At 28.6% G+C, this 26,272-nt stretch carries 23 protein-coding genes, 1 other RNA gene and 1 pseudogene; 22 read left to right on the top strand and 3 right to left on the bottom strand.

Annotated elements, in window-relative coordinates:
* Positions 1–45 precede the first annotated feature (45 nt).
* From ACQPUY_RS14630 to ACQPUY_RS14580, 11 genes are all read left to right on the top strand, one after another.
* The gene (locus tag ACQPUY_RS14630; protein WP_430842241.1) at positions 46–636 is read left to right on the top strand and encodes a protein kinase; all 591 of its coding nucleotides are present in this window, start codon (positions 46–48) and stop codon (positions 634–636) included.
* A gap of 405 nt (positions 637–1,041) precedes the next feature.
* Positions 1,042–2,337, top strand: a complete 1,296-nt coding sequence (gene eno, locus ACQPUY_RS14625) for a phosphopyruvate hydratase (protein WP_430842239.1) — start codon at positions 1,042–1,044, stop codon at positions 2,335–2,337.
* 142 nt (positions 2,338–2,479) lie between these two features.
* The gene (gene secG / locus ACQPUY_RS14620; RefSeq protein WP_430842237.1) at positions 2,480–2,713 is read left to right on the top strand and encodes a preprotein translocase subunit SecG; all 234 of its coding nucleotides are present in this window, start codon (positions 2,480–2,482) and stop codon (positions 2,711–2,713) included.
* Positions 2,714–2,771: 58 nt separating this feature from the next.
* Positions 2,772–3,149, top strand: a complete 378-nt coding sequence (locus tag ACQPUY_RS14615) for a PH domain-containing protein (protein WP_430842235.1) — start codon at positions 2,772–2,774, stop codon at positions 3,147–3,149.
* Between the two features lie 113 nt (positions 3,150–3,262).
* The gene (rnr, locus tag ACQPUY_RS14610; RefSeq protein WP_430842233.1) at positions 3,263–5,491 is read left to right on the top strand and encodes a ribonuclease R; all 2,229 of its coding nucleotides are present in this window, start codon (positions 3,263–3,265) and stop codon (positions 5,489–5,491) included.
* Between the two features lie 230 nt (positions 5,492–5,721).
* Positions 5,722–6,192, top strand: a complete 471-nt coding sequence (smpB, locus tag ACQPUY_RS14605; RefSeq protein ID WP_430842231.1) for an SsrA-binding protein SmpB — start codon at positions 5,722–5,724, stop codon at positions 6,190–6,192.
* A gap of 216 nt (positions 6,193–6,408) precedes the next feature.
* Entirely contained in the window at positions 6,409–8,319 is a 1,911-nt protein-coding gene (locus ACQPUY_RS14600; protein ID WP_430842229.1) for a sigma-54-dependent Fis family transcriptional regulator, read from the top strand.
* 215 nt (positions 8,320–8,534) lie between these two features.
* Positions 8,535–9,701, top strand: a complete 1,167-nt coding sequence (locus ACQPUY_RS14595; RefSeq protein WP_430842227.1) for an iron-containing alcohol dehydrogenase — start codon at positions 8,535–8,537, stop codon at positions 9,699–9,701.
* Positions 9,702–9,876: 175 nt separating this feature from the next.
* The gene (locus ACQPUY_RS14590; protein ID WP_430842225.1) at positions 9,877–10,764 is read left to right on the top strand and encodes a sulfide/dihydroorotate dehydrogenase-like FAD/NAD-binding protein; all 888 of its coding nucleotides are present in this window, start codon (positions 9,877–9,879) and stop codon (positions 10,762–10,764) included.
* Between the two features lie 2 nt (positions 10,765–10,766).
* A complete protein-coding gene (gene gltA / locus ACQPUY_RS14585) occupies positions 10,767–12,161 on the top strand; it encodes an NADPH-dependent glutamate synthase (protein WP_430842223.1) in 1,395 nt (464 codons plus the stop codon).
* 308 nt (positions 12,162–12,469) lie between these two features.
* Entirely contained in the window at positions 12,470–12,865 is a 396-nt protein-coding gene (locus ACQPUY_RS14580; RefSeq protein ID WP_430842221.1) for an RrF2 family transcriptional regulator, read from the top strand.
* 91 nt (positions 12,866–12,956) lie between these two features.
* On the opposite strand, the gene ACQPUY_RS14575 is transcribed toward ACQPUY_RS14580, so the two are convergent.
* On the bottom strand, positions 12,957–13,652 hold the full coding sequence (locus ACQPUY_RS14575) for a hypothetical protein (RefSeq protein ID WP_430842219.1): 696 nt from the start codon (positions 13,650–13,652) through the stop codon (positions 12,957–12,959).
* Positions 13,653–13,823: 171 nt separating this feature from the next.
* Here ACQPUY_RS14575 and ACQPUY_RS14570 point away from each other — a divergent pair, with 171 nt between their 5' ends.
* Positions 13,824–14,813 (top strand): Gfo/Idh/MocA family protein, encoded by a 990-nt coding sequence (locus ACQPUY_RS14570; protein WP_430842217.1) that lies wholly within the window; start codon positions 13,824–13,826, stop codon positions 14,811–14,813.
* A 175-nt stretch (positions 14,814–14,988) separates the two neighbouring features.
* Here the strand turns inward: ACQPUY_RS14570 and ACQPUY_RS14565 are convergent, their stop codons facing one another.
* Positions 14,989–15,747 (bottom strand): hypothetical protein, encoded by a 759-nt coding sequence (locus ACQPUY_RS14565; RefSeq protein WP_430842215.1) that lies wholly within the window; start codon positions 15,745–15,747, stop codon positions 14,989–14,991.
* A 344-nt stretch (positions 15,748–16,091) separates the two neighbouring features.
* Between ACQPUY_RS14565 and ssrA the strand changes: the two genes are divergently transcribed.
* Positions 16,092–16,423: a transfer-messenger RNA gene (gene ssrA / locus ACQPUY_RS14560) on the top strand.
* A 463-nt stretch (positions 16,424–16,886) separates the two neighbouring features.
* Here ssrA and ACQPUY_RS14555 read toward each other — a convergent pair.
* Positions 16,887–17,060: pseudogene (locus ACQPUY_RS14555) on the bottom strand (coenzyme F420-0:L-glutamate ligase); the annotation flags it as partial.
* Positions 17,061–17,434: 374 nt separating this feature from the next.
* Here ACQPUY_RS14555 and ACQPUY_RS14550 point away from each other — a divergent pair.
* From ACQPUY_RS14550 to ACQPUY_RS14510, 9 genes are all read left to right on the top strand, one after another.
* Positions 17,435–18,238, top strand: coding sequence for a MerR family transcriptional regulator (locus ACQPUY_RS14550; RefSeq protein WP_430842213.1), 804 nt, complete (start codon positions 17,435–17,437; stop codon positions 18,236–18,238).
* 148 nt (positions 18,239–18,386) lie between these two features.
* The gene (locus tag ACQPUY_RS14545; RefSeq protein ID WP_430842211.1) at positions 18,387–19,361 is read left to right on the top strand and encodes a dimethylarginine dimethylaminohydrolase family protein; all 975 of its coding nucleotides are present in this window, start codon (positions 18,387–18,389) and stop codon (positions 19,359–19,361) included.
* A 572-nt stretch (positions 19,362–19,933) separates the two neighbouring features.
* Entirely contained in the window at positions 19,934–21,130 is a 1,197-nt protein-coding gene (locus ACQPUY_RS14540) for an MFS transporter (protein WP_430842209.1), read from the top strand.
* A 304-nt stretch (positions 21,131–21,434) separates the two neighbouring features.
* Positions 21,435–23,108, top strand: coding sequence for a hydroxylamine reductase (hcp, locus tag ACQPUY_RS14535; RefSeq protein WP_430842207.1), 1,674 nt, complete (start codon positions 21,435–21,437; stop codon positions 23,106–23,108).
* A 297-nt stretch (positions 23,109–23,405) separates the two neighbouring features.
* Entirely contained in the window at positions 23,406–23,699 is a 294-nt protein-coding gene (locus tag ACQPUY_RS14530; protein ID WP_430842205.1) for an MBL fold metallo-hydrolase, read from the top strand.
* Positions 23,671–23,994, top strand: a complete 324-nt coding sequence (locus tag ACQPUY_RS14525) for a hypothetical protein (RefSeq protein WP_430842203.1) — start codon at positions 23,671–23,673, stop codon at positions 23,992–23,994. The genes ACQPUY_RS14530 and ACQPUY_RS14525 overlap by 29 nt, the downstream gene beginning before the upstream one ends.
* A gap of 65 nt (positions 23,995–24,059) precedes the next feature.
* A complete protein-coding gene (locus ACQPUY_RS14520) occupies positions 24,060–24,452 on the top strand; it encodes an ArsR/SmtB family transcription factor (RefSeq protein WP_430842201.1) in 393 nt (130 codons plus the stop codon).
* Positions 24,453–24,539: 87 nt separating this feature from the next.
* Positions 24,540–25,205, top strand: a complete 666-nt coding sequence (locus tag ACQPUY_RS14515; protein WP_430842199.1) for a nitroreductase family protein — start codon at positions 24,540–24,542, stop codon at positions 25,203–25,205.
* 304 nt (positions 25,206–25,509) lie between these two features.
* Positions 25,510–26,250 carry an NADPH-dependent oxidoreductase gene (locus tag ACQPUY_RS14510; RefSeq protein ID WP_430842197.1) on the top strand — a complete coding sequence of 247 codons (741 nt, stop codon included), beginning with the start codon at positions 25,510–25,512 and terminating at the stop codon, positions 26,248–26,250.
* The last annotated feature ends 22 nt before the right edge of the window (positions 26,251–26,272 follow it).

Genomic DNA, 26,272 nt, shown 5'->3' with positions numbered 1-26,272 from the left:
TATAAATAATAATATATAATAATAGTATTTTTATGGGAGAGTTATATGCCTAGGACGTATTCTTATTCAGCGGATTTTGATGCTGAAACTGAAGAACTTTTTAAAGAAGCTATTTTTCTTGGGGAAGGACATAATGGAATAGTTTATGAGCTTCCGAATGATAAAGCAATTAAGATTTTTCAAGAAACAAAGTGTTGTAAGGAAGAAGGAGATACCCTAAAAAAAGTGAGTAAATCTAAGTATTTTCCTAGAGTATATAATATGGGTAAATATTATATAGTAAGAGATAAGGTTGATGGAAATAGACTAGATCATTATATTAAGAAAAAAGGCTTTAATTATGAAATTGCAGAAGGTCTGTATAATTTAATAGAAGAGTTTAAAAAACTTAAGTTTACTAAATTGGATGCAAGATGCAGGGATATATATATAACTAATGATAATAAGGTTATGGTAATAGATCCAAAACAATGTTATAAACGAAAAGTAAATTATCCAAGACATTTGATGAAGGGATTAGAAAAAGCAGGTGTTTTGGAAAGTTTTCTAGAGGATATTAGATTAATAGATAAAAAAGTTGCAAAGGATTGGCAAAAAAGATACAATCAATATTTGAAAAATAGAGAAATAGAGTAAATAAAAGAGTCTAAAAATGGACTCTTTTATTATTTAGAAAATTATAACAAAGTTAAATTTATGTATAAATTTAACTTTGTTATAAATATAAAGAGGATAAGTTTCTAAATAATAAAATAGAATAAATTGCTCTTGTCGGTTTTTATTTGGCAAGGGCAGATACACTAAAAAAATATTTTTTTAAATGATTACATAGTTAAAATTATATTGAAATATATGGACAAAGTGGTATAATAATAGTTGGAATGTGATAATGATTATTATTTGCTAAAATATGTTATTAAGTGTAGCAATTTCTATATTAAAATATTTTTGTGAATAATTATATCAGAGTATGATATAATAATAAGGGTAATAAAATATAGAGAATGTGATAAATAACATTAAAATAAAGGAGGATACGTAATGAAAAATTATTGCGAAATAGTAGACGTTGTAGCTAGACAAATTCTAGACTCAAGATGTTTTCCAACTGTAGAAGTTGAAGTTTATTTAGAAGATGGTACTGTAGGAAGAGCTGCTGTTCCATCAGGAGCATCAACTGGTATGTACGAAGCAGTTGAATTAAGAGATGGAGATAAAAACCAATACCTAGGTAAAGGTGTTTTAAAGGCTGTTCAAAACGTAAATGATACAATTGCAGAAGAATTAATAGGATGTAATGTATATGATCAACCATATATAGATAAGTTACTTATAGAATTAGATGGAACTCCAAACAAAGCTAAGTTAGGAGCTAATGCTATATTAGGTGTTTCTTTAGCAGTAGCTAATGCAGCAGCTAAATCATTAGATTTACCATTATATCAATATGTAGGTGGAGTAAATGCAAAAGTTTTACCAGTACCTATGATGAACATAATCAACGGTGGATCACACGCTGATAACTCAGTAGATTTACAAGAATTCATGGTAATGCCAGTTGGAGCTAAGACTTTTAGCGATGCATTACAAATGTGTGCTGAAGTTTACCATACATTAAAGAAAACTTTACATGATAAAGGATATTCAACAGCTATCGGAGATGAAGGTGGTTTCGCACCAAACCTTAAATCAAACGAAGAAGCTATCGAAGTTATAATCGAAGCTATAACTAAAGCTGGATACAAAGCTGGAGAAGACATGTTCATAGCTATAGATGCTGCTTCATCAGAATACTACAAAGATGGAAAGTATGTATTAGAACATGAAGGAAAGACTTTAACTGCAGCTGAAATGGTTGACTTCTTAGAAAACTGGGTTAACAAATACCCAATTATCTCAATCGAAGATGGTATGGCTGAAGAAGACTGGGAAGGTTGGAAGCTATTAACTGAAAGATTAGGTAAGAAAGTTCAATTAGTTGGTGATGACTTATTCGTTACTAACACTGAAAGATTAGAAAGAGGTATCGACTTAGGAGTAGGTAACTCAATCTTAATTAAGTTAAACCAAATTGGTACATTAACTGAAACTTTAAATGCTATAGAAATGGCTAACAGAGCTGGATACACAGCAGTTATTTCTCACAGATCAGGTGAAACTGAAGATACAACTATAGCTGATTTAGTTGTAGCTGTTAACGCTGGTCAAATCAAGACTGGTGCTCCAGCAAGATCTGAAAGAGTTGCTAAGTACAATCAATTAATCAGAATTGAAGAAGAATTAGACGACGTAGCTGAATTCAGAGGAAGAAAAGCATTCTTCAACATTAAGAAGTAATTAAAATAATTAAAAAGGATTGTAGGATAATTCTTACAATCCTTTATTTTTTTGAGCATAATTACTTGTAATATAACATTCAATATGGTAATATAACCTTATGTAAATACGACCATTTTTATTGAGGTTGGGAGGTATAGCAATGCTTAAAAATTCATTATTAGTATTGGAAGCAGTTTTAGGAATAGTGATTATAGTAACAGTATTATTACAACCAAGTAAGACAGATGCATTAAGTGGACTTATTCAAGGAAGTAAAACAGAAACATTTTTTTCCAAGAATAAAGCTAGAACTAAGGAAGCTATGTTATTAAAATTAACAGTTGTTTCAATGCTGCTTTTTGCTGTGAATACAATAGCTTTAAACTTAATATAATGTTATAAAAAGAGCTACATTGTGTGGCTCTTTTATACTATAAAGGAAGTGAATATATATGGGAATTTTTAATGGATTAATGGGAAATGCATCGGAAGTAAATTTAGAAAGCATAAGAAAAGAGTATAATAATATACTTTCATCTACAGAAAGAATAGAAAAAGCATATAAATTAATACGAGATATGTTTATATTTACAGATAAGAGACTTATATTAGTAGATAAGCAAGGGGTAACAGGTAAGAAGACAGAATATCATTCTATACCATATAAATCAATTACGCATTTTAGTATAGAGACAGCTGGTCATTTTGATTTAGAGGCAGAACTAAAAATATGGATTTCTGGAACGGCTCTTCCTATTCAGAAGCAATTTAATAGTAGTCTTAACGTTTATGAATTGCAAAGAGTATTGGCGGAATACTGTTTAAGATAGCTAAAAGAGTGTTTATTATGACTTAAATGGGGCAAAATATAGAAGTAATATTAAATATTTTAATAAGATATAGAACACTAAATTATATAAGATAAAAGAAGGAAGTGAGATAGATGGGAATAAAACAAACTTTATTAAGTTTTATGAGAGAAGAAGCATATAGACCAATGGATATACAAGAGTTAGTGGCTGTATTTGATATAAATTCAGATGAATATAAGTCTTTTAAAAAAGTATTGAAATCTATGGAAAAAGAAGGCTTAATAGTTAGGACTAAAAAAGATAAGTTCGGAGTACCAGAAAGACTTGGATTAGTTTCAGGTAAACTTGAAGTTCATCAAAAAGGATTTGGATTTTTAATACCTGATGCTGAAGGAGAAAAAGATGTATTTATACCAAGTTCTTCTATGAATGGAGCTATGAATGGAGATAGAGTTTTAGTTCAAATTACAAGAGAAGATATTAATGGTAAAAAGCGTGAAGGTGAAGTTCAAGAAGTACTAGATAGAGCTAATAAGAAAGTAATAGGTGTCTATGAAGATAGTAGAAACTTTGGCTTTGTAGTACCTGAAGATTCTAGATTAAATCAAGATATATTCATATCTAAGAAAGATAGAAATGGTGCTACAGAAGGAGATCTAGTAATTTGTGAAATAGTAAAATGGGCTGATAAGAGAAGAAGTCCAGAAGGAATAGTTAAAGAAGTTTTAGGTAAAAAAGGAGATAGAGGTTTAGACATACTTACAATTATTAAAAAGTATGGATTACCTGAAGAATTCCCAGATAAAGTTCTAAACTATGCAGAAAATATTGATGAAGAAATTCCAGAAAAAGAATATGAAAGAAGAGTAGATTTAAGAAACTTACGAATGGTAACAATAGATGGAGAAGATGCTAAAGATTTAGATGATGCTGTATCTATAGAAAGACTTGATAATGGTAAGTTTAGACTAGGAGTTCATATTGCAGATGTATCTCATTATGTTAAAGAAAAAAATCCTCTAGACAGAGAAGCATTAAAAAGAGCTACATCAGTTTATTTAATAGACAGAGTTATTCCGATGTTACCTAAGAAACTATCAAATGGAATTTGTTCCTTAAATCCTAAAGTTGATAGATTAGCTTTAAGTTGTTTCATGATTATAGATAGTAAGGGTAAGGTTATTCAACATGAAATTGAAGAAACAGTAATAAAAACTAGTGAAAGAATGACTTATACAGATGTTACAAAGATTCTTGAAAATAATGATGAAGAGCTTATGAAGAGATACGATTACTTAGTTGATGACTTTAAGGCTATGGAAGAGCTTTGTAATATTCTTCGCCAAAAGAGAATGAAAAGAGGAGCTATTGACTTTAACTTTGAAGAATCAAAAATTATATTAAATGATTTAGGAAAACCAATAGATATAAAGCCTTATGATAGAGCTATTGCAAATAGAATTATAGAAGAATTTATGTTAGTTTGTAATGAAACTATTGCAGAACATATGTATTGGACTAACTTACCATTTGTATATAGAATTCATGAAGAACCAGATGAAGAAAAGTTAGAAAAGTTCAAAGAATTTATATATAATTTAGGATATGTAGTTAGATGGGGACAAGAAACTCATCCAAGAGCTCTTCAAGATATATTAGACAAAGTAAAGGGGAAAAAAGAAGAAACAGTAGTTAGTACATTGTTACTACGTTCAATGATGCAAGCTAAATATTCACCAGAATGTGTAGGTCACTTTGGCCTTGCAGCTAAGTATTATTGCCACTTTACATCTCCAATAAGAAGATATCCAGACTTACAAATCCATAGGATAATAAAAGAACAATTAAATGGAAAGATAGATGAAAAAAGAGCAGTTAAATTATCTAATATAGTAGAAGTTGCATCTAAACAATCTTCTGAAATGGAAAGATTAGCTCAAGAGGCTGAAAGAGAAGTTGATGATTTAAAGAAAGCAGAATATATGAAAGAAAGAATTGGAGAAGAGTTTTCAGGAATTATTTCTTCTGTTACTTCCTTTGGATTATTTGCAGAACTTCCAAATACAATAGAAGGTTTAATTCATATTACAGCATTAGATGATGATTATTATATTTATGATGAAACTCATTTATGCTTAATTGGAGAAAGAACTAAGAAGGTTTATAGATTAGGTGATGAAGTAAAGGTTAGATGTACTAGAGTAGATATAGATAATAGAGAAATTTACTTCGATTTAGTAGAAGAAGAATCTAAAGAAGAAATATTACCAAGTGAAAAACTAAACGAAAAGATACAAGAAGCAAAAGTAGAAATAAAGGCTACCTTATTAGAAGAAGATAATAATATTGAAGAACTATAAAATTTTGCTTCGCAAAATTTAAAATGAAAAATGCATAATTGATAATGGATAATTAAGGATGTTTTGCACAGCAAAACTTAAATTGAATTGTTGTAAAGCACATTTTATTTAAAAATCCTTAAGGATTTTTTTCCTTAATTATTCATTATGCATTATCAATTATCCATTATAAAAATGTTCGCATTTTTATAGTGTTTTTAAGAATTAATAATAAAATGTGTGGTGAGAGTATGGTAAGAAAGAAAAATAGTAATTCGTTAGCTGAAAATAGAAAAGCAAGACATGATTATTTCGTTGAAGAAACTATAGAAGCTGGGATAGCTTTAGTTGGAACTGAAGTTAAATCTATAAGAGGCGGAAAATGTAATTTAAAAGACTCTTATGCAGATTTAGATAGTGGAGAAATTGTTATAAAAAATATGCATATAAGTCCTTATGAGCAAGGAAATATATTTAATGTAGATCCATTAAGAGAAAGAAAGCTTTTACTTCATAAGCAAGAAATAGCTAGATTTAATGGATTAGTATCTCAACAAGGATATACATTAGTTCCGTTATCATTATATTTAAAAAATGGTAGGGTGAAAGTAGCTCTTGGATTATGTAGAGGTAAGAAAAACTACGATAAGAGAGATTCTATGTTAGAAAAGGCTCATAAGAGAGATATTGAGAGAGAATTAAAAAACTCTAATAGATACTAATTAAAAGTAAAATTACGGAATAAAAATTAATAATTCCCAGGAATGAGGAATTATTACCTTTAGTTTTGAAGTGCATCTATTAATTTTGCGATGACTTGGAGCGAATGCGACGGAATAAGCAAAATTATATAGCTGCACTTTTTTTATGGAAAAATAATCTATATAGGAGTAAACTATATTTGTAATAAAAAGTAACATAAGAGGTATGAGGTAACTATGCAAAATAAAAGCAAATTAATTGAGAAGTCTCATAAGAGAAGTGAAGGTTATGGAGTAAATAAAGATATAAATCATTCAAAAATAATATTAAGGAATGATGAACTGAAGAAAGTACTTGAAATAAATAAGGAATTAATAGAAATATCTAAACCGTATATAGATAATGTCTTTGAAGCTGTTGAGGATAAAGACTTTATAATAACTTTAACAGATAATAATGGATGCATTCTTTATATAAAGGGTGCTGAAGAAATCAAAGATGAATTAGAAAAATTAAACTTAATAGTTGGAGCCTATATGGATGAAAAGAATATAGGAACTAATGCAATGGCAGTAGCTATATCAGAAGATAGATGTATTCAGATAACTGCTAAGGAACATTATATATCTATATTTCAAAGTTTAACTTGCTCAGCGGCTCCAATTCATAATAGTAAAGGTGAGATAATTGGTACTTTAAATTTAACTGGGAAAAGTAATATGAAACATCCGCATACTTTAGGGTTAGTTATTTTTGGAGTAACTGCAATAGAAAATGAGTTATTTAGAATTAAGACTAACTTTATACTAAATCAAACATATAACTATATGAAAACTGTTATAGAAAACGTAGACAAAGGAATTATAATTATAGATACACATGGGATAATTATAAATATAAACGAATTAGGACTTAAAATTCTAGAAAAGAAGAATAACAATTTAATAAATGAAGATATAAATTATATAATACCTAATTTTCAAAATATTGTAGATAGAATATCAAATAATAATGAAATAATAAAAAGAGAAATAAAATTAAATCATGATAGTAAATATAAGACAGAAGTTACACTTAAGGGAATAAAACATAATGAAAAAGTAATTGGAATTGTAGCTATTTTAACAAAAGTAAAGGAGAATGATAAGAAAATTGACTTTACAGGAGCATTCTTTACCTTTAATGATATTATTGGAGAAAGTCATGCTATAAAAAATGTAATTACAAATTGTAAGGTTATAGCTAATAGTCCATCCACAGTTTTAATTCAAGGAGAAAGTGGAACAGGTAAGGAAGTTTTAGCACAATCCATTCATAATTATAGTATTAGAAAAAATAATAAGTTTGTAGCAATAAACTGTGGAGCAATACCGGCTAATATTATAGAAAGTGAACTATTTGGATATGAAGATGGCACCTTTACTGGTGGGAAAAAGGGAGGAAGAATAGGAAAAATAGAATTAGCCAATGGAGGAACATTATTTTTAGACGAAATAGGGGACATGCCTCTTGATATGCAAGTGAAGCTTTTAAGGGTCTTACAAGAAGGACGAGTAACAAGATTAGGTGGCAGTAAAGAAATTCTAGTAGATATGAGGGTAATTGCAGCTACTAATAAAAATCTAAAAAAAGAAATTAAAGAAGGAACTTTTAGAGAAGATTTATATTATAGATTATGTGTTATTCCAATAAAATTACCTCCTTTAAGAGAAAGAAAAGGAGATATAAGAATGCTTATAGAGTATTTTTTAGGTATGAAATCAATGAAGTTAGAAAAAGAGATACCAGATATAAGTAATGACTTAATAAATAAATTATTAAGCTATAATTGGCCAGGTAATATAAGACAACTGGAAAATTGTATAGAAAATATAGTGAATTTAAACGGTGAGCTATCATCTGAAATATTAGATGATAGTGATGATATAAAGAAAGAATTATTCAATATAAGCAGCAATAATAATGAGATAATATCAAAAAATATAGTAGAAGAGAATTTCAATTTAGAAGATATAGAGAAGGAAGCCATTATTAATGCTATAAAATATAATAATTATAATGTTACTAAAACAGCTAAATCTCTAGGAGTAAGTAGAAATACCTTATATTTAAAAATAAAAAAGTATAACATAGAAATTAAAAACTAATAGTGTTCAAAAATAAGACAATGTCATAAAACTTAACAATATAAATATAATTAGATGTTCAAATTTAGGACAGTAATATTTTTGATAAATACAATGATACTAAGAAAAGTGAATTATTTAACAGGATTGTTAAATAAAAAACATTTTGGCATGACTCTTGCTTATTATATTTATTGAAATAAGAAAATAAATTCTAGATAATATTGGAGGTCATTATGGCACGTTTTACATTACCAAGAGATTTATATCATGGAAAAGGATCATTAGAAGCATTAAAGGATTTAAAAGGAAAAAGAGCATTTGTTGTAGTTGGTGGAGGCTCAATGAAACGTTTTGGATTCCTAGATAAAGTAGAAAGTTACTTAAAGGAAGCTGGAATGGAAGTTAAACTATTTGAAGGAGTTGAACCAGACCCATCAGTAGAAACAGTTATGAAGGGTGCAGAAGAAATGAGAAGCTTTGAGCCAGATTGGATAGTTGCTATGGGTGGTGGATCACCAATAGATGCTGCTAAAGCAATGTGGATTTTCTACGAATATCCAGATTTTACTTTTGAACAAGCAGTTGTTCCATTTGGATTACCAGAACTTAGACAAAAGGCTAAATTCGTAGCAATTCCATCAACAAGTGGTACAGCTACTGAAGTTACAGCATTTTCAGTTATTACTGATTACAAAGCAAAGATTAAATATCCTCTAGCTGACTTTAATATAACTCCGGATGTAGCAATAGTAGATCCAGAATTAGCTCAAACTATGCCAGCTAAATTAGTTGCTCATACTGGAATGGATGCATTAACACATGCAATTGAAGCATACACTGCATCACTTAGATCAAACTTTTCAGATCCATTAGCAATGAAGGCTATAGAAATGGTTAGAGAAAATTTAATAGCTTCATTTAAAGGTGATGAAGAAGCAAGAAACTTAATGCACGAAGCACAATGCTTAGCAGGAATGGCATTCTCAAATGCTTTACTTGGAATTGTTCACTCAATGGCACATAAAACAGGTGCTGTATTCCATATTCCACATGGATGTGCAAATGCAATATTCTTACCATATGTAATACAATATAATAGAGTTAAATGTGAAGATAGATATGCTGATATAGCTAGGGCTTTAAAATTAAAGGGAGAAACAGACGCAGAATTAACAGATTCATTAATTGAATTAATAAATGATTTAAATACAGAATTAAATATTCCTCACACAGTAAAAGAATACGGAGTAACAGAAGAAGACTTTAAGGCAAATTTAGAATTTATTTCTCATAATGCAGTATTAGATGCATGTACCGGATCTAATCCAAGAGAAATTGATGATAAGACTATGGAAAAATTATTTGAATGTACATTCTACGGAACTAAGGTTGATTTTTAATAATAATTAGTTTTGTTAAATAGAAATTCAATTCTAAGGTTATCTTAAACTGAATTAGATTCTTTTTATGATAACCTTTTTTGGTTATTTATACAAAAAAATACATTAATCAATTGTATGAAAATTCAAAAAGTGATAACATTATTAAGAAAGATAAAAATCAGGGGGGACGATTATGTATAAAATAGTTAAAAAGAGGGAGCTTACTGATAACATATACCTTATGGATATTGAAGCACCTAGAGTTGCAAGATCAGCTAATCCAGGTCAATTTATAATAATTAAAAATGATGATAAGGGCGAGAGAATTCCGCTTACTATAGCTGATTATAATAAAGAGGAAGGTACTGTTACTATAGTTTTCCAAGCTGTAGGAAGAGGAACTAAAGAACTTGCAGGATTTGAAGTTGGCGAATATGTTGCTGATTTCGTAGGGCCTTTAGGACAACCTAGTGAATTTATCCACGAAGATATTGAAGAGCTTAAGAAAAAAAATATTATTTTTGTAGCAGGTGGAGTAGGGGCAGCACCTGTATATCCACAAGTTAAATGGATGAAAGAAAATGGTATCAATTGTGACGTAATCGTTGGTAGCAGAACTAAAGACTTATTAATATTAGAAGATGAGCTTAAAAAGGTTGCTGGAAACTTATACATAGCAACTGATGATGGCACTTATGGATTTAATGGAAGAGTTACTGATTGTTTAAAATATTTAGTTGAAGAAAAAGGTAATAAATATGATCATGCTGTAGTAATTGGACCTATGATAATGATGAAATTTATGGCTATGCTAACTAAGGAACTTAACATCCCAACTACAGTAAGCTTGAATCCAATAATGGTAGATGGAACAGGTATGTGTGGTGCATGTAGAGTTACTGTTGGCGGAAAAGTTAAATTTGCTTGTGTTGATGGGCCAGAATTCGATGGACACCTTGTAGATTTTGATGAATCTATGAGAAGACAGGCTATGTATAAGACTGAGGAAGGTAGAGCACAGTTAAAAATAGAAGAAGGGGATACTCACAATCATGGTGGTTGTGGTTGTAAGGTGGATTAGTTATGAGTACACAAGTGCAAGATAGAATGAAAAGAGTACCAGTATCAGAACAAGCTCCAGAAGTAAGAGCAAAAAACTTTGAAGAAGTATGTCTTGGATATTCAAATGAAGAAGCTGTGAAAGAAGCTAGTAGGTGTTTAGGATGTAAAAATCCAAAATGTGTTGATGGGTGTCCAGTATCAATAGATATTCCAAGCTTTATATCTTATATAAAAAATGAAGACTTTGAAAGTTCAGCTAAGGAAGTTGCTAAATATAGTGCTTTACCTGCTGTATGTGGAAGAGTTTGCCCTCAAGAAAGTCAATGTGAAGGTAGATGTGTATTAGGAATAAAAGGTGAACCTGTATCTATAGGTAAGCTAGAAAGATTTATAGCAGACTGGTCAAGAGAAAATAATGTTGACCTTTCAGAAAGAGAAGAATTAAAGAATATAAAAGTAGCAGTTATCGGTAGTGGTCCTGCAGGATTAACTTGTGCTGGAGATTTAGCTAAAAAAGGTTATGATGTAACTATATTTGAAGCTTTACATGAACCAGGTGGAGTTTTAGTATATGGTATTCCTGAATTTAGACTACCTAAGGATGACGTTGTAAAAGCTGAAATTGAAAATATCAAAAAGCTTGGAGTTAAAATAGAAACTAATGTAATTATAGGTAGAACAATAACTATAGATGAACTTATGGAAGCTGAAGATTTCAAAGCAGTATTTATAGGATCAGGAGCAGGTCTTCCTAAGTTTATGGGAATAAAAGGTGAAAATGCAAATGGGGTTTTATCTGCAAATGAATTTTTAACAAGAGTTAACCTAATGAAAGCATTTAAAGAGGAGTACCATACTCCAGTTAAAATTGGTAAAAAAGTTGCAGTAGTTGGTGGAGGAAATGTTGCTATGGATGCAGCAAGAACTGCACTAAGACTAGGTTCTGAAACTCATATAGTATATAGAAGAAGTGAATCTGAGCTTCCTGCAAGAATTGAAGAAGTACATCATGCTAAGGAAGAGGGAATTATTTTTGACGTACTAACTAATCCAACAGAAATTTTAGTAGATGAAAATGGTTGGGTTAAGGGAATGAAATGCGTTGAAATGGAACTAGGAGAACCAGATGAATCTGGAAGAAGAAAACCAGTAGTTAAAGAAGGTTCAGAATATATTATGGATGTTGATACAGTTATTATGTCTCTTGGAACCTCTCCAAATCCATTAATTTCATCAACAACAAAAGGACTTGAAACTAACAAGTGGAAATGTATAATTGCTGATGATAACGGCTTAACTACAAAAGAAGGGGTTTATGCTGGAGGAGATGCTGTAACAGGGGCAGCAACAGTTATTTTAGCTATGGGAGCTGGTAAAAAAGCAGCTGCTGCTATAGATAAATATTTAAGTAAATAATATATTTAAAGGGATATCTCAAACAATATGAATTTTGATTGATGTATCCCTTAATTATTTTAAATAATAAAATAAGAGAAATATTAAATTTCTGTAAATATTAAAAATCTGTAAAAATTATATATTTTTTTAAGGAATTATAGGCTGTTTTATAGTATAATTTTGAAGGGAATATTTTTGCATAAGATAAAATGTAAATTGGATAGAATAGAGATAATCCATTTATTAAATTGTAACAGTTATGTATTTAATATTCGTCAAATTTTAATTTAATCAAATTGAATATTATACGAAAGAGAGGGGTTTCCATGTATTTATCCAAATTTACTGATTACTCTTTTAGGGCATTAGTATATTTAGCACAAAACAGAGATAAACTTTGTACTGTAGAAGAGCTAGCAAAAAATTTAGAAATATCAGAACATCATTTAAAGAAGATAATACATAAGCTAGCCAAAACTGATTTAATTATATCTATGAAAGGTAGAACAGGTGGGTTAAAGTTAGGTTTAGATCCTCAAGATATAAACTTAGGAGAAGTGATTAAAATAACTGAAGATAACTTAAATATAGCACAATGTTTTAATAAAACAAATTGTTGTCCGTACATAGGATCTAAATGTAAGATCAAAGGAATAATGAGAGAGTCCTTAGATGCATTTCTTCATGAATTCTCCAAATATACATTAAATGATGTATTATAATTAAATAATTTTGGGGGAATGAAAAGATGCTGAATCAAGTGTAAAGATTAAGCTTTATATTTTGATTCAGCCTTACTCTATTAACTAATACTTATTTTAGATTAAAATTAAAAGTTTTAATATTACCTTTACTTAAAGGAATATTCTTTTCAGTTAAATCAAAGTCATAATCATTAAGACAATTTTTAAAATAATCTTCATAGTAATCTTTATTTATAATAAAGGTATCACCAGTATCTTTAAGTTCTATTGTATGAATTAATTCTATTTCGAAGGTATTAATTTTTTCAGGATCAGTATTATAAAAATAATTTAATTTATATACTTCTCCTAAAGTTAAATTATAAGTTTCATTACTTACTTTTAAATCCTTAATATTTGAAGTAGATTGAATATTTTTAAAGGTTATATTTTTTACATTAGCCCAATCTCTTAAGAAGGCAATTCTCTTGAATTCATATTTTAAAGAATAGGCACTAAAAGTTTGACTAGTATCATAAAATTTATAAAGTTTTTCTACATTACCATTTAGGAAAGCTTCATTTCTTATAGTAAATACATCTTGAAAAAAATTTGCTATACTTTCCTCAATATTTTCATTTCTATCAGTTATAAAAGTACCAACATTTGCAGTAATGTCATTAGAATAAATTGATTTATAATGTTTTGTAAAGAATTCAGAAGATGGAGAATTAGTATTTTTAGTTGTAGATATAAAATAAATAAAGTTACTTACAAGAAAAATGTAAATGAAAAACCTTGATAATAAAGGCATTAATCTTTTCATAAAAATCCTCCTTAGTTAATTTTATAGAAATTCTTAGGTTAATAATCCAATTTAGAATATTATTAGTATGCGCAATATTATAAGGAAAATTCTTTGGTGATTTTTGGAGTTAAGTGATGGTGATATATGTTATAATTAGAGTATATTAATTTTCTAAAAAAAGGAGTAATTATGATTAGAATAGGGGTTATAGGAAGTAATTTCATTACAGATAGACTAATTGAAGGTGCCAAAGAAGTAAAAGATGCAAAAATTGCTGCTGTTTATTCTAGAAGTGAAGATAGAGCTAAAGAGTATGCAGCAAAGCATGGAATTGAACATACTTTTACTAATTTAGAGGAAATGGCAAAAAGTGATTTAATAGATGCAGTTTATATTGCATCACCTAATGCATTGCATGCTAGCCAAGCAATATTATTTTTAAATAATAAGAAGCATGTATTAGGAGAAAAGGCCTTTGCTTCAAATACTAAAGAAGTTGATGAAATGATAAAGGCTGCAAAAGAAAATGATGTTCTTCTTATGGAAGCAATGAAAACTACACTTTTACCTAATTTTAAAGTAGTAAGAGATAATTTATATAAGATAGGAAAGGTTAGAAAATACTTTGCAAGCTACTGTCAATATTCATCAAGGTATGATAAGTATAAGGCAGGAGAAGTATTAAATGCCTTTAAAAATGAATTGTCTAATGGAGCAATTATGGATATAGGGGTTTACTGTATAGCTCCTATGGTTAATCTATTTGGAAAACCTAATAGTGTACAAGCTAATGGAATTATGCTTAAAACTGGAGTAGATGGAGAAGGTAGCATTGTCTTTGGATATGATGATATGGAGGGAGTTGTTATTTACTCTAAAATAAGTAATTCCTATCTTCCATCAGAAATACAAGGAGAAGAAGGAAGCATTATAATAGATAGAATTAATACATTTAATAATGTAAAAATAATATATAGAGATGGAAGAGAAGAGAATTTATCCTTAGAACATAAAGAAGCAAATATGTGCTATGAAGTAGAGGAGTTTGTAAATTTAATTAAATCAGGAGAAAGAGAATCTAAGATTAATTCATTAAAGGTATCAAGAGATATTATTGAAGTAATTGAAGAAGCAAGGAAACAAGTAGGAGTAGTATATCCAGCTGATAAAGATAATTAAAAAGTTAATTTATAAAGAGCACATTGAAGCAATCTTCAATGTGCATTTTTGTATTTTGAATATCACTAAAATAGCTAATAATAACTTTAAATTATGTATAATGAAGAACAGTTGAATAGGAATAAATCTACTATAATAAAAAATATGTTTTATAAATTATAGGACATAATTAATATTATTTAATTAGATAAATTTTATCTTTTTCTTTTTTATCTCTAGTATCAAATGGATTATCAATTAAAGCTCTCACAAAAAGCCTTGGATAATTTTTATTTAAATAATTCATGTATTCACACCATTCAAGTGTTAAATATTTATATGCTATAGCCATATCGCTAGCCAAATGATCTAATTCAAAAGGTTGAATTTTATCACAGTATCTAGATTCAATCTCTTCTTTTACATGTAATAAAGCCATAAGCATATCTGTAAATTCTTCATGTTCATGAATATTTTCATTAATTATTAAGTTCATTAAAAAATCTCTATTTTTTGATAGTATGCTTTTTATTGTATCTATATTTACTTTAGTTATATTCAAATTAAAGTTATGATTTTCTACTTTGTTTTTAAGTTTCCTAGAAGAACTATCATCCCAATTGCTTGCACAAATATTTGAATTTATAAGTTCGCCTATATTTTCATCACCTTTAACAAATTCAGCAAGCATAGTTCTTCCTATTTCAGTATAGAATAGACCTATCATCATATTAAGTTTTTCTAGGAAATGATTTTTCTCTCTTTTTTCAAGTAGCCTATCAATAATAAGAGTTGTAAAGAATACCTCCATTGGAATAAAAGCTATATCAGCAAATAAAAATATCAATGTGTGATGAGCATCTTTAAATATTAAATAATGTGCATAATGTAATAGTAATGATAATACTACAAGACCAATGCCTATAATCACAGTTTCTTTAGTTTTTTTCTTCAATCTTTAAACTCCTTTCATTAGTTATAATTATGTAATAATTTTAATTAAATGAATTCATGATTAGAAATTTTTATAAGGATTAACTATAAAACCATGAACTTAAAAATATTACTTTAGAATTATAACATAATTATGTACAATCAGAGAAAATAGGACTAAATATATCTAAATTTAAGAAATTAAAAGAATTAATTTAGATAAATTCAATGTATCTATTTAAAAAGAAAAATATAGATAAAATGCAATATTTAAGATTGTTGACAGAAAAATTTTTATAATATATAATTACAACACAGAGTGAAAATTGAATATTCGCGTTAAACTAATTTTTAACCTGGGGGCGTTTTGGCTTCGACGGGGGTAAGATGGGTTTGATAAGCGAGCCGAGGCAAGCATGTCACCTCGATAATAAAGTATGCATTAAAGATAAACGCAGAAGACAATTTTGCATTAGCAGCTTAATATAGCCGCTCATCAGCCCAGGGTGCCCACGCTCTGGATCACTGGTGTCATTAAAGTGGGAAACGAAGTTTAGCAAAGCTTTGAGCTAAAGGGGTATTTATGAAGCTAGGGAATTAGGAGTTTGTTTGTGAGCGAACTAAGGACCGAAACTTTAGTCACAAACTACGCTCGTAGAAAGTCAGATTGGTCTACTTTCGGACAGGGGTTCGATTCGTAAGATGAGTCGCCTTATGAAGTGATTCATAAGTGATAACTTGGCTTTATCGGTGAACTCGTAATAGGTAATGCTAACGACAATACCGAGAGGTATGTGAAGAAATTCAACAGCCTCGTATCGACTTATAGGTTCCTAAAGCAAAAGCTATGGAATACTAGGATAGAAGACATAAACTATACTGAGCTTCTATAATACGCCAAGAGTGTAAAGATATTTTACACTAAGATATAGTCAGTGCCATTAAGAAATTATGGATGCACATGACCCCTCGCCTCCACCATTGAAATCCACTATAGATATATCGTGGATTTTTGCTTTGTAGATATAAATTCATTATAAAATTCTTTACATGACCGATTATTTTAATAACTAAAAAATGAGCTACCACTAACAGATTTTTAATCTGCTGAAATGGTAGCCATTTTTTTATTTATTACTTTGTATAATTATCGAAATAACATTAGATGAATATAATAGGAGGTCCCTTATATTCACTTCCTGATGTTAAGTCAGATAATGACCATATAAGGTCAGTAAGTCTTCTTGGAGTAGTACCTTGTGATTCCATAGCTCCAACTAAATCTGATTCATTATTTTTAATATATTCTGATATTGCTTTTTTAAGTTCTTCACCATTGAAATCCACGAAAAACTTATCAATGTGTTTTTGGTATGTACATAGTATAAATAATAAAATAATAACAAAGATTTGTTTAAGAATCATTATCAATATAAATGATGGATTAAATGAAAATAATTTTGAAGATGTAGTTATTATAAATTTATATTAGAATAATCTAATAGAGCAACATTTTTTTAATTTTTTTATAGTATTGAATATATTAAGAAAAAATTAATTTTTAATTTAGGATATGAAGTTGTTTTAGTTACTTTATTTCAAAAGTGTAAAATATATTAATAGAATTCAACTTATAACAAATCTAATATCTTATAAATAGATATATAGCTTATAATGTAAAAATATAAATACTATAAAAGGAGATTATTATGGCAAGTTATTTTACAATAGGAGAAATATCGAAGTTATCTAATGTTTCGTTAAAAACACTTAGATATTACGATGAAATTGGGATACTTAAGCCTAAATATGTAAATAAAGAAAATAAATATAGATATTATTCTATAGAACAATTAACAACAATAGATTTAATAAAATTGTTTAAATCTACAGGAATGTCACTAGAATTAATAAAACAAATTTTAAGCTCACAGACTGATTTAGAGTTTATAGTAGAGAATATAAGAAATCAATCAAAGGTAGTAGAAGCAAAAATAAAAGAGCTATCGGCAATAAAAAGCTATCTAGACTATTTGGATAAAGAAATATCTCAAAATATAGAATATGGACTTAATAAAGTATTTATAAAACATAATGAAAAACGCAGTTATTTAAAATATGACGTTATATCATATAACCCAAAAGAACTAGATTTAAATTTAAGAAATGTGATATTTGATTTAGACAAAAATATAGAAAGAACTTCTAATCTATTAGGAGCAACAGTATCATATAAAGAGTTAAAAGAAGAAGATAAAATTATATATAAAGGATTTAAAGTTTTTATAAATCAAGATAAAAAAACAAGTTATCTAGAAGAAGGTGACTATGTAACTATAATATATGAGGGTGGGCCAAGTGACTCAATTATATATTATAAAATATTGTTAGATTATATAAATGAAAATAATATTGAGGTAGTTGGAGATTTTAATGAAACATGGATTATTGGCAAAATGGATGAGAACTTAGAAGAGAGAAGTTTAATAAAATTAGATATATTAAAAAAATAAATATTATTGACACTGACCTAACTGGAAGGTTTATTATTTTGTAAGTAAGATACTTAAGAATTACATATCAGAGTGAAAAAGTTTTGCTCAAATAGATAAGTAAAGAGTAATCTAGCCATAAAATATATAGAAAGTAAAGGAGATTTACATGAAAAAAGAAATAGTTATGGTAAAAAGTGAGTTTGCACCTTTAAAGAAAGTTGTTTTAACACAATCTGAATTTATATTTCCTATGAATACTATAGGTAATGATCCAGCAGAAATATTAGAGGAAGAAGTTCTGCAAATGTATAAAGATGTAGATGGAAAAAGTTATGAAGAGGCATTTCCAGAAAAACAAATTAAATGGGAACAAGAAAGAGAAAATCTAAAACAAGTATTAGAAAAGTATGGTGTCGAAGTTGTTAGACCTCGTTTATTAACAGGTTATGAAAAAGAAACTGGAAAAGAATATGGGTGTAGCAACTTTTTTGTTAGAGATCCATTTTTTACAATAGGAAATAATATAATAGAAGGCTCGTTAAGATACCATCATAGAAGGAAAGAAATTTTACCTATACGTAGTATTTTAGAAAAAATTGCATATTCTAGTGATGCTATGTATGTATCATTACCTATGGTAGATACTTCAGAAGGTTTAAATTCAGAATTAGGACCATTTTTAGAAGGTGGAGATGTTTTAGTTCTTGATAAAGTAGTTTTTGTAGGAAACTCAGGTCAAGCATCAAATGACAATGGATATAGATGGTTAAAATCATATTTAGGTCATTTTGGATATAAGGTAGTTCAAGTGCCATTAAAAAGTAATGTGCTACACTTAGATTGTGCATTAAGTTTAGTAAGGGATGGACTAATGATTGTATGTGAGGAAGCTTTAATAAATGGTATTCCAGAGGAATTAAAGAATTGGGATAAAATATCAGTACCTTATAGTGATGTATCAAGATTAGCTGTAAATGGATTGCCAGTTAATGATTCAGTATATATTTTAGACCCAGAGTTTGAATATATAGGAAAACAGTTAATTAGTAAGGGTATAACTGTTGAATATATTGATTTTGAAATTTCAAGAAGTTTAGGCGGATCATTTAGATGTAGTACACAACCATTATTAAGATATTAAAAAGTGATAAAATAAATATTTTTAATAAAGGTACATATAAAAACTTAATTGTGGGTATGATTTTTGAGAATCGCCTCCACCATGAAATCCTCGGCAACATTGTCGAGGGTTATTTTTAATGTATATGAAAGCATAAAAATTTTGAAGTCGTAAAGATAGTGATATCAATAGGTTTAAAGATTTAAAACTATAAAATTGACACCACGAAGCAGGCGTGGCGATAGTCACTTAGTTTTTCATCATATTTAATCATAATTTTATATATTTTCTGTTGCATGAATTTATTATTTCGCTCAATCTTAATAAAATCACTCCCAAGTAGTTATAGCTGTTGCGTACAATTTTTCTTTCCATAAATATAAAGCTATAGGAATATTAATTTATAAATTTAATTTATAAATTAAATTTATATTTCTATTAGTTGAATGCTATAAAATTTGATATAATTTTACATATAAGAATGTTAAAAAAAAGACAAAGTTTGATTAAAAATAATTCTGGAATTGTAAATCAAATTAATATATAGAATTATATGGAGAATTTTGAAATATACATTTAAGAGGAGTGTTACTATGTTTAGAAATAAATACTTTACAACTGGACTAGGAATATACATAAGTTATTTTATGTTGGGTATGGTTCTTATTTTACTTTCATCAAACATGGAATTTGTAACAAAACAATTAAATACAGATGTAGCAGGGATTACTTTTTTAATTTCAATAGAAGGGCTAGTACGTTCAGCAACAGTATATATTAGTGGAAGATTATCAGATAAATTTGGGAGAAAAAAGATTTTATGTTTGTCTCCAATATTTGAAATAATTTTTTTAATTGGTATACCTTTTGTACATGACTATAGAATGGCTGTAGTATTATCAGTATTTGCAGGACTATCACATGCCTTCGTAGATTCTTCAAGTTATCCTTCCTTAATGGAATGTTTTCCAAAAACTCCAGGAACAGCAACTGTTATAATAAAGGCTTTTATAGCAATTGGTGGTATAATGTTACCAATAATAATAGCATTTTTTGTGAATAGAAATATGTTTTATGGAAATACGTTTTTCTTAATTGCAATAATGTATCTTACAAATGGTTTATTTTTGTTTACTAGAAAATTTCCTAAAGCAAACCAAGCAGAAGTATCTGAAGATGGAAAAATATTAAATGAAAAAAATTTCATTTCAGAACCAGTATTAAAAAAAGAAGGATTAACTATTATAATAATAGGATTTACATCTAATGCTATATATACTGCATTTCAAATATGGATGCCTACTTATGGTCAAAATATTTTAGGAATGAGTCAAGTGAATTCCTTAAAATTAATAACATACTATAGCATAGGATCTCTTGTTTCAGTTTTTATATTAGCAAAACTTTTGCAAAAGACAGTAAAGCCAGTATTAGTACTAGTTATATATCCAATAATAGGAGTAATTTCACTTGTAGTAGTATTACTAATAAGAACAGAAATAGTTACAACAATAGGTTTTACTTTAATAGGGTTATCATCAGCTGGAGTATTACAAATGGCGCAAACTACAATGGGTGAACTTTTTTGGAAAAATAAAGGTGCAACAATGGGAATGGTTTCTACAGCTGGTGGAATAGCATCAGCAGTTGTTCCAGCATTAACAGGAATAATTTTAAAATATTATGATATTTTACATGTATTTTATTTTATTATGATAATATTTGTTGTAGGAATAGCTTGTGCTATTTTTACAAAAATAAGATATGATAAAGTTATTGCAAATAATTAAATATTATATTCATAAATTTTAGGCTAGTTGTAAAATGAAATTGAACTAAATAAAAAATCAATAGGATTACTTTCTATGTTAAGATAAATTTACAACAAAATACTTATAGAAAGAATAATGGTAGTTTTAAAGTTTGAGTCTACACTACAACATAAAACCCTGGACAATACAGAATGTGCTGTCCAGGGTTATTACATTTTATAATCAATAATAATGAACCAGATAACAAGTAAGTAGTTATATTTTAATCATATTTAGGAAACTATATTATAGAGTTACGAAATATTAACAAGGAGGCTTTGATATGACCAATGGTATGGATATGGAATATCCTATGTTTTGTTATCAATGTGAGCAAACAGCAGGTGGAAAAGGGTGTACAAAGATGGGGGTATGCGGTAAGACCCCAGAAATAGCAGCACTTCAAGATTTACTTATATACCAAGTAAAGGGAATAAGCTGTTATGCAAAGGAAATAGTTGAAAAGGGTGAAAATGTAGATAAAAGTATAGTAAGTTTTGTTGAAAATTCATTATTTACAACTTTAACAAATGTAAATTTTGACGCAGATGTACATGTTAAAATGCTAAAGGAATCACAAAAGATAAAGGAGAAATTAAGAAAGCAAGTAGGAAAGATTAAAAATGATACAGACCACGCCACTTATAATTTAAGTGAAACTAAAGCAGAAATGTTAAAGGATGCAAAAAAGGCAGGTATAATGTATGATAAACAACTTGATCCAGATATACGCTCGCTAAGACAAACAATAATTTATGGATTAAAAGGAATATCTGCTTATGGACATCAGGCAAGGGAACTTGGATATTATGACGACCAAGTTGATAATTTTTATATAAGAGCATTAGAAGCAACTACTGATGATACTTTGTCAGTAGAAGAGTTAATAAGATGGACTATGAGAACTGGTGAAATGAGTGTAGCTGTTATGAAAAAGCTAGATGAAGCGAATACTACAGTTTATGAAAATCCATCTCCACATAAGGTAAATATACATGTTAAAAAGGGGCCATTTATAGTAGTTTCAGGACACGACTTAAAGGATCTTGAAATGTTATTAGAACAAACAGAAGGAAAGGGGATAAATATTTATACTCATGGAGAAATGATACCAAGTCATGGATATCCAGGATTAAAAAAATATCCTCATTTAGTAGGAAACTTTGGTGGAGCTTGGCAAGATCAACAAAAAGAGTTTGATAATATACCAGGATGTGTACTTATGACTACCAACTGTCTTATGAAACCAAGAGAAACTTATAAGGATAGAATTTTTACAACTAGTGTTGTTGGATGGGATGGAGTAAAGTATATAGGTAAAGATAAATATGGTAAAAAAGATTTTAGTGAAATTATAAATAAAGCTTTAGAATTAGGTGGGTATGAGGAGGATCAAGAGCCACATGAAATACTTGTAGGCTTTGGACATCATGCAACTTTAAGTAAGGCTGAAACTATAGTTAATGCAGTTAAGGATGGTAAGATAAGACATTTCTTCTTGATTGGTGGTTGTGATGGAGCAAGATCTGGTAGAAATTATTATACAGAATTTGCAACAATGGTACCGGAAGATTGTATAATTTTAACTTTAGCTTGTGGTAAATATAGATTTAATAAGCTGGAGTTTGGAGAGGTTGCAGGACTTCCAAGGCTTTTAGATGTAGGTCAATGTAACGATGCATATTCAGCAGTTAGAATTGCAACAGCACTTGCAGATGCTTTTGGAACTGATGTTAATGGATTACCATTATCATTAATTATATCTTGGTATGAGCAAAAAGCAGTAGCTGATCTTTTAGCATTATTATCCCTTGGAATAAAAGGGATATTTTTAGGACCAACACTTCCAGCCTTTTTAAGTCCAAATGTCCTTCAATATTTAGTTGATACTTTTAATTTAAGACCTATAAGCACAGCAGAGGATGACTTAAAGACATGTATGCAACAAGAAATTTAAAAATATTAGATTTTTAGAAATAGTATTTATTCTCACTTAGATAAAGTACTTATATTAATTTTGCGATGACTTGGAGTTTGGAACGGAATAAGCAAAATTATATAGAAGTACTTTTTTATTGCTCAAATATAGATTATAAGTAGCAGAAAATATTTAAATTTTTAGTAGATAATTTTAGAAGTAAAAACAATGGTATCTATTTTCTTTACCATTAAATTTTATAAAAAATATAGTGATATAATTGTTTAAGGGTATAAACTAATAAACAAACTTAAAGTAATTATAGGAGATGTAATTTTGAAAGATAATATAAAAATTCATATTTTACACTGTGGCGAAGTTGGAGTTGATCCAGCAGTTCCATTTAGAGATGTGTCGAAAAATCCTATAGCATATACAGGTATAGGAAGAAGTAAAAAGTTAAGAACATGGTTACCAGTTACAACTTATTTAATAGAACATCCAAAAGGAAAGATATTGATTGATACTGGGTGGCATACTGATGTTAGAACCAATCCAATAAAGCATCTAACACCATTATTATATATGGCAAGCAAACAAGATGGAAAAATCAGAATATGGTCCCTTTAAAAGAGCATATGATATCTTTAGTGATGGAACTATATTGATTTTAGATGCAAAAGGGCATACAAAAGGGAATATTATTGTAATGGTAAGAAATGGTGATAAGTTTGCTTTAATTACAGGCGATTGTGGATATGCAGAAGAGTCATGGAAAAGTTTACGTATACCTGGACCATTGGTTAATAAAAATGATATGATTACATCTTTAAAATGGGTTAGAAATATGGCATATAAAAAGGAGTCTATAGGAATATTTGCTACACATGATCCAAAAGTTAAAGAAAGTACTATTATTTTATAGAAATATAGTGTTTAAAATAGCTTATGAAATATTTATAAAAAATGCATAAAAGGAGAGGTTGATTGATGGAAAATTGTTATAAGAGGCGAATTGAGCTAGCAAAAGAGTTAAAAGCATGCAAGAAGGCATTTATAGCTTTGGGAGATGAAACAAGACAACAGATTATAGTAGCATTACTTGAAAGTGAAGTTCATGGCATAAGAGTTGGAGAGATAACAGAAAAAACACATCTTTCAAGGCCGGCAGTTTCACACCATTTACAGATATTAAAGGAAGCTGGAATAATAAATATGTATAGAGAAGGAACTAAAAATTATTATTATGTAAGTGCCGATGAAACTATATGGAATCAAATAAGAAATCTATTCAATAAAATAAATGAAGTCGTTGAAGACATATCAGAAAGAGACTGCAATAAAAGTCAAATTGAAATAGAATCTGAGAAAGAGTTCATTTAAAAAGATAAATAAAGTACATATATATGTAAAACTCAGTATTGTAAATTAATATAACAAATACATATTAAAAGTTTGGAGGAATTAATAATGGATATTATTGAAGCAATTAAAAATCGTCATTCAGTTCGTAAGTTTACTGATAAGAAGATTGATGAGAATATTAAAAAAGAGTTATTGGAAGTTATTGATGAGTGTAATAGGGAAGGAGATTTAAATATTCAATTATGTACAGAAGAACCAAAGGCATTTGATAGCCTTATGGCTCATTATGGGAAATTTAGCAATGTTAAAAATTATATTGCTATTGTAGGAAAAAAGGGGAACGAATTTAATGAAAGATGTGGATATTATGGAGAAAAGATAGTGCTTAAAGCAACACAATTAGGATTGAATACATGTTGGGTAGCACTTACTTTTAGTAAAGGTAATACAATGTGCAATATCGAAAAAGGAGAAAAATTATGTTGTGTAATAGCTTTAGGTTATGGAGAAAATCAAGGGGTTGCACATAAAAGTAAGTCAATGGATCAGCTTTCTAAAATAAATGGAGATATGCCAGAATGGTTTAAAAATGGGATGGAAGCAGCAATGCTTGCACCTACAGCTATGAATCAGCAGAAGTTTCAAATTAGTTTAGAAGGAAATAAGGTAAGTATTAAAGCATTGCCTGCATTTTATAGCAAATTGGATTTAGGAATAGTTAAATTACATTTTGAAATAGGAGCAGGAAAAGATAATTTTATGTGGGCATAATAGAAAAAAATATGGTAAGAGACATTTCATGAGGATACAGATAAATAATAATTTCTAATTGATTTATAACCTTTATAAAAAGTGTATATTGACAATTGTAATTTAAGAGAGTAGAATCTAATTAAGTCAAATTAAGTTGAATAAAATTAAATTTATTTAAACCTTAAATTTAGTACATATACTTTTATTAATATTTTTATTTATATATATGTAAAAAATAATGATTAGTTGTAAGATTTGTTAGATTAGTATTGAGTTTTCTATAAAATGCTATGACTAAATCATATAAGAAGGGTGATTATTTATGAATAATACAATAGATACAATGAAAAATCATAGATCAATAAGACAATATTTAGACAAAGATGTTTCAGATGAATTAATAGATGAAATTATCAAAAGTGCTCAAGCTATGCCTAACTCAATAAATGGACAACAGACATCTGTTATAGTTGTAAGAGATAAAAAGAAGAGAGAAAAATTAGCAGAATTGGTTGGAAATCAAGAATATGTTGCAAAAGCTCCAGTATTCTTAGTATTTGTCATGGATTTTTATAGAACTTATCTTGCAGGTGAAAAAACTGGTCTTAAGCAAGTAATTCATGAAGATATAGAAGGTATTCTTGCAGGATCTGTAGATGTTGGTATAGCTTTAGGAGCTTCCGTTGTTGCTGCTGAATCCCTTGGACTTGGCACAGTACCTATTGGTGGTATCAGAAAAAATCCAGAAGAAGTTATAGAACTATTGGGATTACCTAAATATACTTTTCCAATGGTAGGTTTAGTAGTTGGATATCCAGCAGATGAATCACATAAAAAGCCTAGAGTACCTTTTGATAGTTTTAAACATAGCGAAAGTTATGATATAAAAGCTGTTGAAGAGTCAATTAATACTTACGATGAGCAAATGGATAGCTATTTAAAGGAAATTGGAAGATCTGAACAAGAAACAAACTGGAGTACTGTTACTTCAAGAATTTATCAATCAGTTTATTATCCAAAAGTTAAAGATGCTATTGCTAAACAAGGATTAAAAACAAAATAATTCCGAGAAATGAGGAATTATT

Source organism: Clostridium nigeriense (assembly GCF_050585245.1).
GTDB lineage: Bacteria > Bacillota > Clostridia > Clostridiales > Clostridiaceae > Clostridium > Clostridium nigeriense_A.
Note: the sequence above shows the minus strand (reverse complement) of the source record. Positions and strands in the feature narration are given on the sequence as shown.

Bases quoted from the DNA above. Each gene is read 5' to 3' on its own strand.
- ACQPUY_RS14515 (WP_430842199.1), top strand. From the start codon at position 24,540: ATGGATATTATTGAAGCAATTAAAAATCGTCATTCAGTTCGTAAGTTT.
- ACQPUY_RS14600 (WP_430842229.1), top strand. From the start codon at position 6,409: ATGCAAAATAAAAGCAAATTAATTGAGAAGTCTCATAAGAGAAGTGAA.
- ACQPUY_RS14550 (WP_430842213.1), top strand. From the start codon at position 17,435: ATGGCAAGTTATTTTACAATAGGAGAAATATCGAAGTTATCTAATGTT.
- ACQPUY_RS14575 (WP_430842219.1), bottom strand. From the start codon at position 13,652: ATGAAAAGATTAATGCCTTTATTATCAAGGTTTTTCATTTACATTTTT.
- ACQPUY_RS14545 (WP_430842211.1), top strand. From the start codon at position 18,387: ATGAAAAAAGAAATAGTTATGGTAAAAAGTGAGTTTGCACCTTTAAAG.
- ACQPUY_RS14540 (WP_430842209.1), top strand. From the start codon at position 19,934: ATGTTTAGAAATAAATACTTTACAACTGGACTAGGAATATACATAAGT.
- ACQPUY_RS14615 (WP_430842235.1), top strand. From the start codon at position 2,772: ATGGGAATTTTTAATGGATTAATGGGAAATGCATCGGAAGTAAATTTA.
- secG (WP_430842237.1), top strand. From the start codon at position 2,480: ATGCTTAAAAATTCATTATTAGTATTGGAAGCAGTTTTAGGAATAGTG.
- ACQPUY_RS14595 (WP_430842227.1), top strand. From the start codon at position 8,535: ATGGCACGTTTTACATTACCAAGAGATTTATATCATGGAAAAGGATCA.
- gltA (WP_430842223.1), top strand. From the start codon at position 10,767: ATGAGTACACAAGTGCAAGATAGAATGAAAAGAGTACCAGTATCAGAA.
- eno (WP_430842239.1), top strand. From the start codon at position 1,042: ATGAAAAATTATTGCGAAATAGTAGACGTTGTAGCTAGACAAATTCTA.
- ACQPUY_RS14525 (WP_430842203.1), top strand. From the start codon at position 23,671: ATGGAAAAATCAGAATATGGTCCCTTTAAAAGAGCATATGATATCTTT.
- smpB (WP_430842231.1), top strand. From the start codon at position 5,722: ATGGTAAGAAAGAAAAATAGTAATTCGTTAGCTGAAAATAGAAAAGCA.
- ACQPUY_RS14630 (WP_430842241.1), top strand. From the start codon at position 46: ATGCCTAGGACGTATTCTTATTCAGCGGATTTTGATGCTGAAACTGAA.
- rnr (WP_430842233.1), top strand. From the start codon at position 3,263: ATGGGAATAAAACAAACTTTATTAAGTTTTATGAGAGAAGAAGCATAT.
- ACQPUY_RS14580 (WP_430842221.1), top strand. From the start codon at position 12,470: ATGTATTTATCCAAATTTACTGATTACTCTTTTAGGGCATTAGTATAT.
- hcp (WP_430842207.1), top strand. From the start codon at position 21,435: ATGACCAATGGTATGGATATGGAATATCCTATGTTTTGTTATCAATGT.
- ACQPUY_RS14510 (WP_430842197.1), top strand. From the start codon at position 25,510: ATGAATAATACAATAGATACAATGAAAAATCATAGATCAATAAGACAA.
- ACQPUY_RS14520 (WP_430842201.1), top strand. From the start codon at position 24,060: ATGGAAAATTGTTATAAGAGGCGAATTGAGCTAGCAAAAGAGTTAAAA.
- ACQPUY_RS14570 (WP_430842217.1), top strand. From the start codon at position 13,824: ATGATTAGAATAGGGGTTATAGGAAGTAATTTCATTACAGATAGACTA.
- ACQPUY_RS14590 (WP_430842225.1), top strand. From the start codon at position 9,877: ATGTATAAAATAGTTAAAAAGAGGGAGCTTACTGATAACATATACCTT.